Here is a 16,502-nt window from a genome sequence, read left to right as displayed (position 1 = left end):
AGGCCATCCCTGTAGAGATAGCCTTTGTTTGTGCTTATATTAAATTAATAAAAATTAACTGATTTAATTATCAATATCATCTTCCTCATCTTCGTTTTCCAAATCGTCAATCAAATCATCTTCATCTTCAAACTCATCTTCTTCGTCATCAATAATATTGTATACATCATCTTCTTCTTCCGGTAACTGATCGGTAATCTGTTCGAAATTATCGTCGTCTTCTGCTCCCGGAATATCCAGTCCATAAGGCATACCATCATTTACGTGACCGGGATTTAAAATTGGGTTACCGTCTCCGTCGAGTGGAATGTGCTCTTCTTTATTAAAGATGTCCTCTCCAGGATTGTAATCCATCTCTTCCAGCTTTCTGTCTTGCTCTTCAGCATTGTTTTCTGTGCTCATAATAATTATTTTTTGTGATGTTTGGGATAAGACAAAAATGAGTCCAATTTCAGAAGAGACAAGGAAAAAGTAGAGAGAAACAAGTAGTATTTAAGATGCAGGGAAACAGTAAAAAGATCCAAATTGAGATGCTAAAGTTTTTGTTTCAAACAATAAATATTTAAGAAAAACAGTTTCCCATAAATCTCAAATCTCAAATCTCAAATCTCAAATCTCAAATCTCAAATCTCATCATAAACTTCCTCATTCGCACAGTTCGGCATTTTTTCACCTTTCGAAAAAGCGACCAGATTGTCGGCTGCCATTTTTGCCATTCCGTTTCTGGCTTCTTCAGTTGCAGAACCGATGTGTGGAAGAACGCAGACATTTGACAGTCCGAGAAGTGGATTTTCTTTGCTCATGGGTTCGGGATTGGTGACATCCAGACCTGCACCCCAGATTTCATTGTTGATCAACGCTTCGTAAAGATCGTGCTCATTCTGGAATCCTCCTCTCGCTGTATTGATGAAAATTGCATTGGGCTTCATTTTTTTTAAAACTTCAGCATTAAAAAGTTCGCTTTGTTCAGGTTTAAAATTCGCATGGATGGACAGCACATCAGACTGAGCCACCAGTTCATCGAACGAAACATATTTTGCATCAAGTTCTTTTTCAGCTTCTTCATTGTGATTTCTGTTGTGGTAGATGATGTTCATGTCGAAAGCGTATTTCGCTTTTTTAGCCATTTCAAAACCAATTCTTCCCAAACCGAAAACTCCTAAAGTTTTACCGGTAAGTTCCTGGCCCAATGCAAACAAAGGATCGAAATCTCCCCACTCACCATTCTTTACTCTTTCAAAATAAAAACTCGAGCGTCTTGCTACGGACTGCATCAGAAGAAAAGCAGTATCTGCCGTGGCTACACTCAAAACATCCGGCGTATTTCCGATGGGAATATTTCTTGAATTGGCTTCTTTGATATCGACATGATCAAAACCGACCGAAAGCAGAGCAATGGCTTTCAGATTTGGGCATTGCTCAAAAAAATCTCTGTCAAATTTATGGAAGCCGACATTTAAGATAAGATCAGAATCCTGACAGTATTTCAGCCACTGCTCATCCGAAAGATTATCGTTTTCAGGGATAAAAACATCGAGCCCGTTGTCCTTCATTATTTTCAACCCGATTTCAGGAATTCTTTTGTTTACAAATACTCTCATAAAATGTATAGTGTTTTTTTTAAAATAAAAAACCTCACTGTTTAAAAATGAGGTGTCTTATCAGTTATAATTTAAATTTATGCTTTGTCATCCGGCTGGTTTGTACCTTTTTCCCAACCTTCATCAGCCATATGCTGAATCTCTTCCCAAACTTCGTGTGCAGATTTTTTTGCCTGCGCTATGAAGCCCTGCTTAGTGGCCTCCTGATTTTGGGATTTCATTTCGTTGATGTAATCTTTTGCCTGCTGAGAAAAACTTTCTACACTGTAACCGGGGTTGTTGTGCAGGTTTTTTTCGATATTACTGAAATCGTGTGACGATTTAAATCTGTTAGTGTCCATAACTGAATTTTTTTGGATTGGTGTTTTTTAAAATCCAATTATCATTCCGAACACCGTAATTTCAGCCTTTAATTTTGATCAGTTCACCCTTTCTTTTGACCAGATTTTTGTAATCCCACTGTATTTCTACAGATTTTTTCAGCCATCGCTTCAAATCAGCTGCGTTAATTTCGCTTTGAGCATTGTAGAATATTGAAGCATCCTGAAATTTTTCTCCCTCTACATTCAATTGCTCTTCGTTAAAGGATTTTCCGCTCCAGAACATCAGACGGATTCCCTTTTTCTGTCTGCTGAATCCAACGATCGGATTTTCTTCGAGAAACCAAACGGGATGGGCGTGCCAGATTTTATTTTCGGCATCACGCAGTTCTTCATCAATTATTTTTGAAAGTATTTTGCAGATTTCTTTGTCTGAATCTGACAGCTTTTCAATGTAATCAAGAATATCGGGATTAATCATCTTTATTGATTGGTATTATTCAGCATCGGGACAAATTTGTACGTTCCGAATTCTTCTTTTTCAAATTCTGTAGGAGAAATTTTGGTAAATCTGTATAAAACCTGCTGGTCGGTCGGACCTAAAGGAATCACCATTTTACCGCTGACTTTCAGCTGTTTTAAAAGTTCTGTAGGCAAAACTGAAGCGCCACAGGTCACAATAATTTTGTCGAAAGGAGCAAAAGTCGGAAGCCCCGCAAAACCGTCACCGAAACTTTGGAATTTGGGATACAGATTCATTTCTCTCAGTTTCTTTTTGGAGAAATCAAAAAGGTCTTTCTGTCTTTCCACGGTGTAAACCAGGGCTTTCATAGCAATTAAAACGGCAGTCTGGTAACCGCATCCGGTTCCGATCTCCAGAACTTTTTCGCCCTCCTTTATCTCCAGAAGTTCAGACTGCTCTGCAACAGTGGAGGGATGCGAAATCGTCTGGTGCGCCGCAATGGGAAAAGCGCGGTCTTCATAGGCGTAATCTTCAAAAATACTTTCAATGAAAAGATGTCTGGGAACTTCGTTGATTGCTGCCAATACGCTTTCATCACAAATTCCGATGCTGCGTCTCAGATAATCTACCAAATTCCTTCTCTTTCCCTTATGTACAAATGAATCCTGCATTGAGCAAAAGTAAGGAATTGATTTGAAATCTGCAGTTTGAGATTTAAAATTTTGCCTTAAAATTTTCGTGGGAAATCCATCACTTTTCATGCTGCAATTTTCAATATTCTAAGCATCAGTTTGATGTGAATTGTTAGTAAATCTCAAATTCAAAACCTAACACCTCGAATCCCAAACCCCGAATCCCGCATCTCGAATCTCAAATCTCAAACTTCAAACCTCAAATCTCAAATGATTTTTTTCAAATTAAAAAATTATATTTACAAAAATTTAATACAACTATGTTAAAAGCAGGTTTGGTGGGTGCAGGCCATTTAGGAAAGATCCATTTGAGACTTCTCAATCAGTCAGATAAATATGAATTTGTTGGTTTTCACGATAAGGATGCCGAAAACGGCAGGAAACTCGAAGCAGAATTCGGATACAGATATTTTGAAAATTTTGATGAGTTGCTGGATCGGATAGAGATGTTGGACATTGTGACGCCGACCCTTTACCACTATGATTATGCTTTGAAAGCTATTGAAAAAGGTCTTCATTTCTTCATCGAAAAACCGGTGACTCAAACGTTGGAACAGGCTGAGGAAATTGTGAGAAAATGCAGTGAAAACGGTATCAAGGCTCAGGTAGGTCATGTGGAAAGGTATAATCCTGCATTCATTGGGGCAAAAGAATTCATTCAGGATCCGATGTTTATTGAAATTCACCGTCTGGCTGAGTTTAATCCCCGTGGAACCGATGTTTCTGTGGTTCTGGATTTAATGATTCACGATCTTGATATTTTATTGAGCGTTGTGAAATCTAAAGTGAAAAATATTCACGCAAGCGGTGTTTGCGTGGTAAGTAAAAGTCCGGATATCACGAATGCAAGAATTGAATTTGAAAACGGTTGTGTGGCTAATTTAACGACTTCAAGAATTTCTATGAAAGCCATGCGAAAAAGCCGTTTCTTCCAAAAAGATGCTTACATTTCCGTTGATTTCTTAGAGAAAAAAGCCGAAGTTATCCGGATGAAAGAAGCTCCGGAAAACCCGACACCTTTTGATATGATTATTGAAAATGCGGAAGGTGAAAAGAATCAGATTTTATTTGAATATCCAAATATTCAGTCCAACAATGCCATTTTGGATGAACTGAATTCGTTTGCAGACGCCATTCTTCAGGGGAAAAACGTAGAAGTTTCTCTGGAGGACGGAACAGAGGCATTAAAAGTGGCGCTGGAGATAATGGAGTTGATTTCTTGATTTTCCCCACAGATTTAATTGTAAAATAACTACAAATTTTTGATGAAAAATATATTTACAGTATTTCTTATCTTTTTATTTATGAATTTAGGAGCGCAAGGTGGCAGTAATAATTTGATGCACGATGATTGGATAACCTATGTTGGTAGTTATGATTTTTCATCTAGTTTTAGAAGTGAAATGTCTAAACAGTTAAAAGACAAACTTTACAATATTAATAATCTAGATCGAAAAGTTGAAAATCCTGTAAAACTAATTATTGGTCTTTTACCGATAGACCGAGGTATTTCTGATGGCTATGTCTTTATTACAGTTAATGTCTTGATAGTTGGGACAGAACAGCTCTTTCCAGTTTCAATTTGCTGGACTTCTAAAGATTTTTCCAACTTGGAGAAAATACAAAACACCGATTTGTCAGATAAAAAAATAGAATTTGAATGGTGTAAAGATTTTCCTTTTGATGAGTTGAAGAAAGCAATTTCTACAGAGAAGGTTTTTAGCGAAGTAAATAATCTTAAATATATTATTATAGCTAAATATTATCCGGATGTAATTGTAAAATTTAATTTAAAGAATATTTTAGATTTAAAAGAGTCGAAAATTATTGAGAATATCTTCAAAAAAAATAGAAATGTTTATGTTTCCGAATTTACAGAGAATATGATTATGCTTGACTTTCAACTTGATATAATGAATTTTAAAGAAAAGGATTTTACGAAAGACATGGATTATTTAGAATCTTCAATAAGAATGATTTCAGAATTAAGCTTTGCGAATAAGATTGAAAGTTTGGAAATTAAATAAAAGATTTAGAACGAGTTTTTGCTCGTTTTTTTATGACGGGACAAACTGAAATTTTAACTGCATATAATTCCATTCAACTAAATTTTAAATATATTTTTTGCAATCCAAGATTCTACAGTAAACTTCCCTAATAATAGAAAGTGAAGATGGTTCAGGAAAATTGTTATCCAAAGTTATTTTAGACTCAACGGGCGGAAATGAAAACTGGAAAACCGCTTATGTAAAAGGCTTAGCGTTAAAAAAAAGGAGAAAATAAAATCAGAATCATTTTTGAAAATGATGGGGTGAATTTCAATTATTTTGAATTGAAATAGTAAAAAATCTTAAATTGCAAATCTCTTTTAAAATTAAAAGGGATTTGTTTTAATTGAAAAATTATGAAAAAAATAAGCCTGTTTTTCCTCCTGATTTCCGCATTTTTCTGTGCTCAGCAATCTGTTTTAGACAAGAAAATAAATTCAATCATTAAAGGTAAAAAAGCAACGGTCGGAATTTCTGTTCTGGGCTTTGAAAATGGCTTTAAATACAGTAAAAACGCAGAAAAAAAACTGCCGATGCAGAGTGTTTTTAAATTTCACATTGCTGCAGCAATCTTGGATTATGTGGATAAAGGAAAACTGTCTCTTGATCAGAAAGTTTTACTGACGAAAGATAATTTAATGCAAAAAACGTGGTCGCCTTTGCGGGATAAATATCCAGATGGTGGAGTGGAAGTTCCTTTAAGTGAGATTTTGGAAATGACCGTAGCACAAAGCGACAATAGCGGTTGCGATATTCTGCTCGGGCTTTTGGGCGGTCCGAAAACAGTGCAGCAATTTTTTGATTCTAAAGGTGTGAAGAATTTTCAGATAATATCCGGTGAAGCAGAAATGCATAAAGACTGGAATGTTCAGTATAAAAATTATTCTACTGCAAACGCTGCGACAGATGCTTTAAAAAAATTCTATGACGGCAAATTGCTTTCAGAAAAATCTACAGATTATCTGATGAAAGTAATGCTCTCCACATCCACAGGAAAAAATAAATTAATAGAGCAGCTTCCGAAAAATACGCCTGTAGCGAGAAAAACGGGAGCTTCCGGAAAGAATAATGACGGTCTTACAGGCGCAGAAAATGAAATCGCGGTGGTAACTTTACCCAATGGCAGACATTATGCAATAGCTGTATTCGTCAGCAACTCAACAGAAAGCAGTGACGTTAACTGTAAAATGATTTCAGATATTTCTAAAGTTGTCTGGGATTATTTTAATAAGTAAAATTTTAAGCTTAATTTTAAAAACTTCAAAAATGAAAAAGGTATTATTCATATTCGGTATTTTCACATCAGCAATTTTCTTTGCACAGAAAAGTGAAAACTATTATCAGATCAGCTACAACAGCATCTGCTGTGGACCTCCCTCTGAAAAGCCGGTGCGCGACTATATTCAGAAATTTCAGGGTAATAATAAAAGCAAAACGGTTGAAATTTTTAAACAGACCGGTTTGGGAAGAGAAGGTGAGTTCAAACTTTTTGTAGGACTGGATGCGCTTTCAAAATCAAATAAAAGGAAATTTATTTCAGGTCTTGAAGCGGCGATCAATGCACAGAATACTGCAAAAGGCGGTAGCGACGGAACAGTAGATTTTATGGGAAGTTCGATGGTTTCGAAAAAAGACTTGTCGGCCTTGCCAAATACAACTTTAAGTAACAAAACAGTTATAACAAAACAGAAAATAAAATGATCAAAAACATTGTAGTTATCGGTGCAGGAACCATGGGGAACGGTATTGCACACACTTTCGCTCAAAGCGGTTTCAAAGTAAATCTTGTAGATGTTTCTCAGGATGCTTTAGATAAAGGTTTAAAAACGATAACCACCAATCTTGACAGAATTATTGCAAAAGGAAATCTTACGGAAGACCAAAAGGCTGAAACTTTAGGAAATATTACAACTTTTACGGAGTTAAAAAACGCTGTAACTGATGCTGATCTTGTAGTGGAAGCCGCAACTGAAAATCAGGATCTGAAGCTGAAAATCTTCGCTCAGATGGACGAATTCGCTCCCGAAAACTGCATTTTGTCTACAAACACTTCTTCTATTTCTATTACTAAAATTGCTGCCGCTACAAAAAGAGCAGACAAAGTAATTGGGATGCACTTTATGAATCCGGTTCCGATTATGAAACTGGTAGAGATCATTAAAGGGTATTCTACTTCTAAAGAAACTTTTGATTCTATCTACGAAATGAGCAAAACTTTAGGAAAAGTACCTGTTGAGGTAAACGATTATCCAGGTTTTGTGGCGAACAGAATTTTGATGCCTATGATCAACGAATCTATCGAAACTTTGTACAACGGCGTTGCGGGCGTTGAAGAAATTGATACGGTGATGAAACTTGGAATGGCTCATCCGATGGGACCGCTTCAGTTGGCAGATTTTATTGGACTTGATGTTTGTCTGGCAATTTTAAATGTAATGTACGACGGCTTCAAAAATCCTAAATATGCACCAAATCCTTTATTGGTAAACATGGTGATGGCAGGGAAATTAGGAGTGAAATCAGGTGAAGGTTTTTATGATTATTCTGAAAGCAAAAAAGCTGAGAAAGTGGCGAAAATGTTTGCGAAGTAAGAAAGTGAATTGTGAATAAGTCAAATGTGAATTTTAGCATTATTATAAATTCACTTCGAAGAAAATTGACTTGCATAGCAAAATTCACTAATTTCACATCTCATGAATTTTAAGGAAAGAAATGTTCAGATATCAATGGTCATCATTACTTTAGTGATGACCATTTTGCGTTTTTTACTGAACGAGAAGGGCAGGGTGAACCCAGATTCGATCCGGTATATGCGGTTTGCCCATGTTTTGCCGGAAATGGATAATACGACTACGCCACTAGGTTATCCTTTATCCATCAGGTTTTTTACGCTTTTTGGAACTGATGAATTCTGGGCGAGTAAAATTGTCGGAATTGTTTCGTTTCTCTTCATCATATTGTTTGCGTGGAAAAAGAAATTTTTTTTCAGGGAAACGGTGGTGATTTCCTCACTCTTCAGTTTCCTTTCTATCTTTTCCTTCACAATGAGTGAAGCACTGATTTTGCCGTTTGTATTCCTCTTTTTTTATTGTGCACATCAGATTATAAACGGAAAAATTTCTGGCGGAAAAGCCGTTTTTTACTTGTCAATATCGCTGATTACTTTGTATAATATCAGATACAGTTCTTTGTTTTTTATTGGAGGAACCGGACTTTTCGGATTGATTTTCTGGAAGAGAAATTATGCGAAAACCTTTATTGTTTCAGCATTTATTGGTCTTGTTTTTATCATCGGATATAAATTTTTGTTTATAGATTACTTTAACTCAAATTATATTAATGAAGCCTTAGAAATCGGGCTCAATCCAACGTCCAAATTACTGCCGGAGTTTTTTCAGGGACTTGCGACTTCTTTTAATCCTTTCATTCATATAGCAGATCCTGGTGGAGGAAAAATTAATTTCGCCATTTATGGAATTGGGGCTGTAAATATTTTGTTAATGCTTTATCTGTTTTTTACTAAAAGACATTCTGAAACTGAAATTTTTCTCTTATTAATCGGTACTAGCGGTATTATATGTTCATTTTTTATACAATATTTTTATTGGATTACACCGCTTGATTATCGTTTGTTGGCTCCTTTTTCATATCCGATCTGGCTGGTTTATTTTAAAAAATTATTTGAAATATTTAATATTAAAACTTATGCTTTGGGATTTTTGAGTATAATGTCTGGTGGTTTGTTTACCTGGCTTTCCAAAGGAGATTATCTTGAAAACCGAAAAGAAATTACTCGGTTTCTGAAACAGGAAAAACTTGAAAATACAAGACTGCTGTTTTATGTGAAAGATGTTGAAAAACTTGATGAAGTACAGATTGCTGAGCTCATAAGTACCGTAAATTCGGATATTGATCTCACCTCCAAGGCAGAAGACACGCTGAAAAAAACAACGTTAACACAACATAAAGTTTTAGAAAAAATTAAGATCAGAAAGAATAAGTTTCAATAATTTTATTATCTTTGATTAAAGTTAAAACATTACAAAAAATGAAATTACCAAAGTTTTTATTAGCAGACAATTCGGAATTTCCAGAAGATTTATTCGTGGTTCATACAGAGTATCCAAGATTTATCTTAAACGTTGAAGAAGAAGAGGTTGAGTGGTTAGATGATTTGGAAGGCGATGATGAAGAATCGATGGCAGATGAAGCGACTAAGGTTGTAGAAGCTGCGTTCAAATGGTGCGACGAAGAGTTGGCTAAGTACGACGAAGAAGAGGAAGAATAAGAACAACTCCACAAAAAATATTACAGCTGCCTGTTGGCAGCTTTTTTTATGCTCAGAAATCAAATATGTGCCTTTCTGAACTGAATCAATGTTAAAACCAAAAGCCCCAAAATACCCATCACCAGATAACCTTCTGCAACGTCGAGCTGAACTTCAGGTTTCAGGATGGCGACAATTCCGTAGCTGATGGCGGAAGTGATGATGAAAGCCATTCCGCCTGTGAGACCGCCTGCAATTCCCGCAGAATTGGGAAATCTCCCGATGCAGTACGAGAAATAATTATTAAAGATAAATCCTGCCGTCACATGAATTACAAATGCAAAAGCAACGAGACTGTAGATGTTGTTCAGAAAAAAGGATGCTAAAATCATCATTCCAATTAAAGCGATCTGTAGAAAATTGGCAATCCTAAGCTTGGGTAAAAACGCTTTGTTGATCAGCGCTTTACCGATAAAGCCACCAAGCATCCAGGCAAAACCTAAAATCAGTGAAACGTAACCGGCAACCACTTCAGAATATCCCATTTTGTGCTCGATGATGAAGGAACCACACAGATTAAAAAACATAATCATCGAATAACTCAGGCCGCACATCAGCATTCCATAGAAGAAATCTTTGGCTCTGAACATCATGCTGTATTCTTTTTTCAGCAGATTTAAACTTAAAACTTTTTTCATTTTTAAAGTTTCACCGGAGAAAAAATATTCAGAGATCAAAAGGATAAAACTGTAACCCGCCAGTACATAAAAATTGGATTCCCAGCCGAAAATACTCTGCAGATAACCACCGATAAACGGAGCAATGATGGGGCCTACAGACCATACAATCGTCATGATGCTGAGATAATGTTTCCGCTCATCACCTTCATATACGTCCACAAAAAAAGCTCTTTTGGCAACCACCGCGAAACCGGAAAGTACACCCTGAAGAATTCTCATCGCGTAAATCACATAAATATTTCCTGTATTAGCCGTAATCAGAAACGAGATCACAAAAAGAGCAAGCGAAATAAGTGTAATTCTGTACCGACCGAAAGAATCTACAACGCTTCCTGCAAAAAACTGCGTCACGCCGTAGCTGATCAGAAAAAGTGAAAGTGTAAGCTGGATGCTACTTTCGGGAAGATGGAGATCTCTCGCCATGCTCGGCATACTAGGTAAATAAATATCGGTCGCAAGACCAGACATGGGAATTACCGCGAAGGCCAGAACTGTCGCAATAAATTTGTTTTTCTCTGTAAGCATCAGCATTGTTTTTACGGGCTCAAAATTCCGATTTTTTTTCTGATACTGCACGGTGGTGAAGATGAATAATTATTAAACATTATATTTTTAATTTCAATCATAAAGGGCATCCTTTTTTCTTTAGTTTTTGTACTTTTATAAAACACCTCACTTTAGAATATGGAAATTTTCATCATCATTGCGTTGATTATTGTCAACGGAATTTTTTCAATGTCGGAAATGGCATTGGTCTCTTCCAAAAAATATAAACTTGAAACGGCTTCCAAAAGAGGCTTTTCAAATGCTAAAACCGCATTAAGGCTTGCCGGAAATCCAAATAAATTTCTTTCAACCGTTCAGATTGGAATCACTTTAACCGGAATTCTCATCGGTATCTTTTCCGGAGATAAACTGATTGCTGATCTTGAAAAACAGATTTTACATTTCAGAATCAGCGCAGATTATGTGCATGGTATAGCCTCTTTTCTGGTTGTCTTCATCATTACTTTTATTTCCATCGTTTTTGGCGAGCTGATTCCAAAACGTCTCGGGCTTAAATTTCCTGAAAAAATTTCAATGTTCATTGCGAAACCAATGTACTTGCTTTCTGCCATCGCTTCTCCTTTTGTCTGGCTTCTGACGGTCACTAACAATTTCTTCCTGAAAATTTTCGGTATCTATAATGATCAGAAGGAGACCATTACCGAAGAGGAAATTAAATCGTTAATAAAAGAAGGGAGTGAAGGCGGAGTGATTGAAGATAAAGAACACGACATCCTCAGAAATGCCTTTGATCTGGGAAACAGAAAGGTAAATTCAATTGTGACGCACCGGACGAAAATTATTGCTCTGGATTTGCTGGATGACTGCAACACTGTAAAACAGAAAATTAAAAACGCCTCATTTTCCACCTATCCGGTTACGGAAAATGGCAATATCGATCAGATTGTAGGAATTGTGAAGATGAAAGATCTTTTTGATTTTTGTGATGACGGATTTGCGCTTGCAGATCATGTGAACAAAACTATTTTTGTAAGTGAAAATTCTTTTATTTATCCTCTCTTGCAGAGTTTTCAGGATTCAAAATCTCATATTGCAGTCGTGATTGATGAATTCGGAAACACCAAAGGAATTGTAACTTTAAATGATATTCTGGACGATTTGGTAGGAACCGTCACACATGAAATGGACACCGAACCGGAAATTATTCAGCGCAGTGAAAATTCGTGGCTGATAGACGGCAAATGCACCATTTATGATTTTAAAAAATATTTTGAAACCGAAGTGGATGAAGAAATTGAAACTCAGTTTATCAGTGTTTCCGGTTTGTTTTTTAATGAATCTGAAGGTATTCCCAAGACGGGTGATGTTATAAGAGTGGGTAATCTCAGCCTTGAAATTGTCGACAAAGACGGCAACCGTGTAGATAAAATTCTGGCAACAAAAATTGAGGAAACACCGGAGGATATTTAGTTTTTTTGTTTTTAAAAAGTTTAGTTTTAATTTAAATTTTGTAATTTTAAGGAAATCAAAGTTGAAATTATTTTGAAAAAATAAATGAAGTCTAATTAAAAATATCAGAAATTATGGATAATGTACAGTTCAAAATATCAGAATATCAGGATGAACTTCAAATGTTTAAAGACGGCGAGAAAGTTGGTTACATGTCAATTGCCGTAGACGGAAGGCTCATCAATGTTTATTACACAAAAATAAACCCCGAGCGTGAAGGTCAGGGTTATGCTAAATTACTGCTTGACGAGCTTGTGCGCTTTGCCGAAGAAAAAGATTATATGATTGATCCTGAGTGTGATTTCGTGAGACAGCAGCTCGAAAACCATCCAAAAAGATATAAGGGGATTTGGCATGATTAGCCTATTCCCACCACTTTTCGAAAGGGTTGTTTTCTTTATCTAAATTTAAAATCTGTCCGATTTTCGGTGTGAGAACCGACAGATTTTTTTCCTGTGCAAATGCTGAAACTTTCTTTAAAGGCTCATTCCAGGCATGTAACGCCAAAGCAAATTTTGCTGAGTGTACAGGAATTATTTTCTGCGCCTTCAAATCTTCCGAAGCCTGAATAACATCTTCCGGCAAAGCATGAATATACTTCCAGGCTTCGTTATACTGCCCGTTTTCAAGGATGGCAAAATCAAAAGGTCCGTATTTTTCACCAATCATTTTAAAATGGCTGTCGTAGCCGCTGTCTCCGCCTAAAAATAGTTTCTTATCTGAACTTTGAAGGACAAACGATGACCACAGGGTATTGTTTCTGCTGAATTTTCGTCCTGAAAAATGTCGTGCAGGTGTAAATGTAATCTGTAGATTGTTTTTCAGAACAAAACTGCCGCCCCAGTCTTCCTCCAAAAGCTGTTCTTCACTGTAACCCCATTTTTCAAGATGCGAACCTACGCCCAGCGGAAGAATAACCTGTTTTACTTTGTTTTTTAAACTTTTTACGGTCGGATAATCCAGATGATCGTAGTGATCATGTGTGATAATAAGATAATCAATTTCCGGCATCAGATCAGAAGTATAAAAATCTGAACCATTAAATACTTTATTGAAAAACTTAAAGGGCGAACCGAATTTACTGAAGACAGGATCCACAAGAAACTTTACACCATTCAACTGTATAAAGTATGATGAGTGCCCAAACCAGATAAAAACATTTTCATCTTTACTCAAATTTTTCAGATCAGTTTCTACAAACGGAATATTGATTTTGGGTTTCAGATCTGGATTTTTTGTACCGAAGAGAAAGTTAAACATCACTTTCGGCATACTTTGGCCATCTGCAAGTTGGGGTGTTATGCTCAAATTTTGAAACTGTCCGTTTTTGTAATTTTTTGACAACAGCATTTTCTCCAGTCGCTTTCCTTCAGGCTTTGCACCGAAAACTTCCTGCGATAAAACGTAATAGGCAAATCCTGCAATTGCTAAAATCAGAATCAATAAATAGAGCATAATTTAAAATTAAACGGTTAAAAAAATCAAATCTACCTTTAATAACGGTTTAAAAATCAAATTACTTTTTATTTGCCATAATTTTTTGTGAAAACTTTTTTATTTTTAGATCCTAAAAACTTTTACAATTGAAAAAACTCTCTTTACTGGCTCTTCTTACCATCATATTTTCCTGCAATTCTGTTCAGAAATACAACCGTCAGCGGGAAACCAAACTTCCTCCTGAGAAACTTAAACAAGATGTAGATTACGCTTATAAAAAGCTGAAAGAACTTCATCCGAACCTGTTTTGGTACGTCTCTGAAAAAGATTTAAACAAAAAATTCGACAGCCTGAAACTGAGTATTACAGATTCACTTTCTCCTGTAGATTTTTATTTTAAAATTCAGCCCGCTGTTGCAGATATCAGAGAAGGGCATTTGGCAGTGAGAATTCCGGGTAAGAGATATTCCGGCAAAGAAATCCGGACGATGAAAAATAAAAAAGGATTGTTTGGCAGACTTGATTATTATGTCGAAAATCAAAAACTCTATGTGTTAACTAATAAAGATTCCATTGAAAATATTCTTCCGGGGACGGAAATTCTTGCTATTAATGATGTTCCTGTTGAAAAATTTATGAAGAAATACAGAAAACTGATGACGAGTGACGGATATAATTCAACGTTCTATCCTTACTATCTGAAAGACAGTTTTTTTAATTATTATTCTGCTGAAAACGGTTTTTTAGACAGCGCAAAAATCGAAACGAAATATGAAGATGTCATCAAAACCGTAAATCTTACCAGAGAATCTAAATCTGAAGCCGACAAAGAGAAAGACAAGGCACAGAAAAAAGGAAATACAGAAAAACGCACCAATGATTATGTTGCAGCAACAGATTCCTACAACAGAAGTTTTAAATATTTAGATCAGGACAGCACGATTGCTTACATTAAAGTGAAGAGTTTTTCCAAATCATATTCAGAACGGTTTTACAGGGAAACTTTTCAGAAAATTAAAGATAAAAAAGCAACGCATCTGGTGATTGATGTTCGTGAAAACTACGGCGGTTCACTTTCAGAAATCAATAATCTGTATTCTTATTTGGCTAAAGAGCCTTTTAAGCTGGTCAATAAACCTGAAATGACTTCAAAATACAGTCCGCTGAAGACCAATTATTTCAGAAAAACCAGTCCGATCGGTTATCTTGTTAAAGGGATTATGGCACCGTTTATTTTTACCAGACAGCTTTTCGTAGGAAAAAAAGGCAAGGACGGAAAAGCATACTACAGCATGAAACACAGCAAGGAAACAAAGCCTAAAGAAACTGCTTTTCAAGGGAAAGTATATGTTTTGATTAATGGCGGAAGTTTTTCAGCATCATCAATAATCACTTCTAAACTTAAAAATGACAAGCGCGCGATTTTGGTGGGCGAAGAAACAGGTGGTGCAAACGATGGAACGGTTGCGGGATTCTATTCTTACCAAAGTTTACCCAATTCCAAACTTCAGCTTCCGATCGGTGTACTTTTTATACAGCCCAATATTGATTTCACAAATACGAAAAAAGGCGTTACTCCAAACGTTGAAATTTTAAATTCTTTTGAAAGTACCTTGAATAAAGAAGATCCACAGCTGGAATGGGTGAAAGCTGAGATTGAGAAAGAGAAAGCAGGCATTTGAGATTGAGGTTAATTCTTTGGCGAGCTTGAAATAAAAAAAATCGGCGATCCATGAGGGTTGCCGATTTTATTTTATTTATTTTAAGTCATTCACTAAATTTTTTATGATGTCGATATTTTTGCCGTAAAATCTTTGAAACCACCATTTTCCAAGATAAAATAAAGCAAAAATTCCTGCCACTAAGGTGCCAATTGATATTGAAGCAATTTTGATATTGCTTAAAGGAACCGCTCTTGGGATGAACTCTAAAACAATAATCATTTCACAGACAATAAACGGTGCAAATGCGACGTAAAATGACATGTAATACTGTTTGTTAAGCTCAAGCTGATGCAGAAGATCCTTCAGTCCGTCGTAAGTGTTGAGTGCGGGATTTCCCATTTCCTTATACAGTTTAAAAAACTTGCTGAAATAAAAAACGGTTACAAAAAGCATTGATACAAGCAGCAAATTGACGTAAAAATTAAATTTAAAAGGAGCCGGACTCACCGCCATCAAAGCAAAAGCAAAAACGAAAATTCCAACGGTAGACCAGAATTCTCCACGCATATTTTTACGCATCTTTTCCAAAGGAAGGTTCATCGATTTTCTCTGCTCGGTGCTTATTTCGGGTGTGGCTTCAAGGTTTTCTCTGTTCCACGTATCTTTAAGGTCGTCGATATTCATAATACTTCTTTATTAGTTAAAAGTTTCGATTTTTGAGATTCTTTGCGTAACCCACATCCCGCATCCCGAAACTAATTGGATAAAATTTCTTTTAATTTATTCTTCGCTCTGTTCATTTTTACCCTTACATTTCCTTCTGAAATTCCCATCTGGTCGGCAATCTGCTTTCCGGAAAAATCTTCGAGATAATAAAAAATAAAAGCTTTGTCGATAGCATTCAGCTGACTGATTGCTGTGTACATTTTGCTGAGTTTTTCTTCATTTTCTAGGTCGTATTCGTCCTGAATAATTTTATAATTTGAAAAATCCTCATTTCCAATAAAACTTCTTTTCTTTTCTGATTTTAAAAACACAATTGCCGTGTTCAAGGCAATTCTATAAAGCCACGTTGAAAATTCAGACTCGCCACGGAATTTCGGATAAGCCTTCCACACCTGAAATATAATTTCCTGAAAAAGATCTGCGCGGTCGTCAGAATCGTCCATGTACATTTTCGAAATCTTAAAAATGATTCCTTTATGTTTTTCGATACGTTCTAAAAATTCTTTTTCGAAGCTCATGGTTGCTGTT

At 36.0% G+C, this 16,502-nt stretch carries 19 protein-coding genes; 10 read left to right on the top strand and 9 right to left on the bottom strand.

All coding sequences use genetic code 11. From position 1 onward, the window contains the following. Nucleotides 1–63: 63 nt before the first annotated feature. From IC610_RS06275 to IC610_RS06255, 5 genes are all read right to left on the bottom strand, one after another. Entirely contained in the window at nt 64–402 is a 339-nt protein-coding gene (locus IC610_RS06275; protein WP_056081113.1) for a hypothetical protein, read from the bottom strand. 221 nt (nt 403–623) lie between these two features. After that, a complete protein-coding gene (locus tag IC610_RS06270) occupies nt 624–1,601 on the bottom strand; it encodes a 2-hydroxyacid dehydrogenase (protein ID WP_191735701.1) in 978 nt (325 codons plus the stop codon). Between the two features lie 77 nt (nt 1,602–1,678). Then, nucleotides 1,679–1,942 (bottom strand): prevent-host-death protein, encoded by a 264-nt coding sequence (locus IC610_RS06265; RefSeq protein ID WP_191735700.1) that lies wholly within the window; start codon nt 1,940–1,942, stop codon nt 1,679–1,681. A gap of 61 nt (nt 1,943–2,003) precedes the next feature. Continuing rightward, nucleotides 2,004–2,402, bottom strand: a complete 399-nt coding sequence (locus tag IC610_RS06260; protein WP_191735699.1) for a DUF1801 domain-containing protein — start codon at nt 2,400–2,402, stop codon at nt 2,004–2,006. Nucleotides 2,403–2,404: 2 nt separating this feature from the next. Further along, complete coding sequence (locus tag IC610_RS06255; protein WP_191736226.1) at nt 2,405–3,055, bottom strand: protein-L-isoaspartate(D-aspartate) O-methyltransferase; 651 nt, start codon at nt 3,053–3,055, stop codon at nt 2,405–2,407. Nucleotides 3,056–3,336: 281 nt separating this feature from the next. On the opposite strand from IC610_RS06255, the gene IC610_RS06250 reads away from it, so the two are divergent. The 7 genes from IC610_RS06250 to IC610_RS06220 all read left to right on the top strand — a co-directional run bounded on the left by IC610_RS06250 (nt 3,337) and on the right by IC610_RS06220 (nt 9,412). After that, entirely contained in the window at nt 3,337–4,299 is a 963-nt protein-coding gene (locus IC610_RS06250) for a Gfo/Idh/MocA family protein (protein ID WP_191735698.1), read from the top strand. A gap of 42 nt (nt 4,300–4,341) precedes the next feature. After that, on the top strand, nt 4,342–5,103 hold the full coding sequence (locus IC610_RS06245; RefSeq protein ID WP_191735697.1) for a hypothetical protein: 762 nt from the start codon (nt 4,342–4,344) through the stop codon (nt 5,101–5,103). 377 nt (nt 5,104–5,480) lie between these two features. Continuing rightward, on the top strand, nt 5,481–6,359 hold the full coding sequence (bla-A, locus tag IC610_RS06240) for a CGA/CIA family class A beta-lactamase (protein WP_191735696.1): 879 nt from the start codon (nt 5,481–5,483) through the stop codon (nt 6,357–6,359). A gap of 31 nt (nt 6,360–6,390) precedes the next feature. Beyond that, on the top strand, nt 6,391–6,825 hold the full coding sequence (locus tag IC610_RS06235) for a hypothetical protein (protein ID WP_191735695.1): 435 nt from the start codon (nt 6,391–6,393) through the stop codon (nt 6,823–6,825). Continuing rightward, complete coding sequence (locus IC610_RS06230; protein WP_185113738.1) at nt 6,825–7,715, top strand: 3-hydroxybutyryl-CoA dehydrogenase; 891 nt, start codon at nt 6,825–6,827, stop codon at nt 7,713–7,715. The genes IC610_RS06235 and IC610_RS06230 overlap by 1 nt, the downstream gene beginning before the upstream one ends. Before the next feature lie 102 nt (nt 7,716–7,817). Continuing rightward, on the top strand, nt 7,818–9,134 hold the full coding sequence (locus IC610_RS06225) for a hypothetical protein (protein ID WP_191735694.1): 1,317 nt from the start codon (nt 7,818–7,820) through the stop codon (nt 9,132–9,134). Nucleotides 9,135–9,172: 38 nt separating this feature from the next. Next, the gene (locus IC610_RS06220; RefSeq protein WP_056081084.1) at nt 9,173–9,412 is read left to right on the top strand and encodes a hypothetical protein; all 240 of its coding nucleotides are present in this window, start codon (nt 9,173–9,175) and stop codon (nt 9,410–9,412) included. Between the two features lie 59 nt (nt 9,413–9,471). On the opposite strand, the gene IC610_RS06215 is transcribed toward IC610_RS06220, so the two are convergent. After that, nucleotides 9,472–10,656 carry an MFS transporter gene (locus IC610_RS06215; protein ID WP_228462856.1) on the bottom strand — a complete coding sequence of 395 codons (1,185 nt, stop codon included), beginning with the start codon at nt 10,654–10,656 and terminating at the stop codon, nt 9,472–9,474. A gap of 159 nt (nt 10,657–10,815) precedes the next feature. Between IC610_RS06215 and IC610_RS06210 the strand changes: the two genes are divergently transcribed. Together IC610_RS06210 and IC610_RS06205 are read left to right on the top strand one after the other, a co-directional pair. Continuing rightward, nucleotides 10,816–12,108, top strand: coding sequence for a hemolysin family protein (locus IC610_RS06210; RefSeq protein ID WP_191735692.1), 1,293 nt, complete (start codon nt 10,816–10,818; stop codon nt 12,106–12,108). 113 nt (nt 12,109–12,221) lie between these two features. After that, a complete protein-coding gene (locus IC610_RS06205; RefSeq protein ID WP_191735691.1) occupies nt 12,222–12,509 on the top strand; it encodes a GNAT family N-acetyltransferase in 288 nt (95 codons plus the stop codon). 1 nt (nt 12,510) lies between these two features. Here the strand turns inward: IC610_RS06205 and IC610_RS06200 are convergent, their stop codons facing one another. Beyond that, entirely contained in the window at nt 12,511–13,602 is a 1,092-nt protein-coding gene (locus IC610_RS06200; RefSeq protein ID WP_191735690.1) for an MBL fold metallo-hydrolase, read from the bottom strand. Nucleotides 13,603–13,730: 128 nt separating this feature from the next. Between IC610_RS06200 and IC610_RS06195 the strand changes: the two genes are divergently transcribed. After that, a complete protein-coding gene (locus IC610_RS06195) occupies nt 13,731–15,266 on the top strand; it encodes a S41 family peptidase (RefSeq protein ID WP_191735689.1) in 1,536 nt (511 codons plus the stop codon). 75 nt (nt 15,267–15,341) lie between these two features. Here the strand turns inward: IC610_RS06195 and IC610_RS06190 are convergent, their stop codons facing one another. Continuing rightward, nucleotides 15,342–15,932, bottom strand: coding sequence for a hypothetical protein (locus tag IC610_RS06190; protein WP_191735688.1), 591 nt, complete (start codon nt 15,930–15,932; stop codon nt 15,342–15,344). Between the two features lie 71 nt (nt 15,933–16,003). After that, a complete protein-coding gene (locus IC610_RS06185) occupies nt 16,004–16,492 on the bottom strand; it encodes an RNA polymerase sigma factor (protein ID WP_191735687.1) in 489 nt (162 codons plus the stop codon). Nucleotides 16,493–16,502: the final 10 nt, after the last annotated feature.

Origin of the sequence: Chryseobacterium caseinilyticum (assembly GCF_014837145.1) — a bacterium.
GTDB classification, from domain to species: Bacteria; Bacteroidota; Bacteroidia; order Flavobacteriales; family Weeksellaceae; genus Chryseobacterium; species Chryseobacterium caseinilyticum.
The sequence above is the reverse complement of the archived record's forward strand: the minus strand, read 5'-3'. Positions and strand labels throughout refer to the sequence as shown.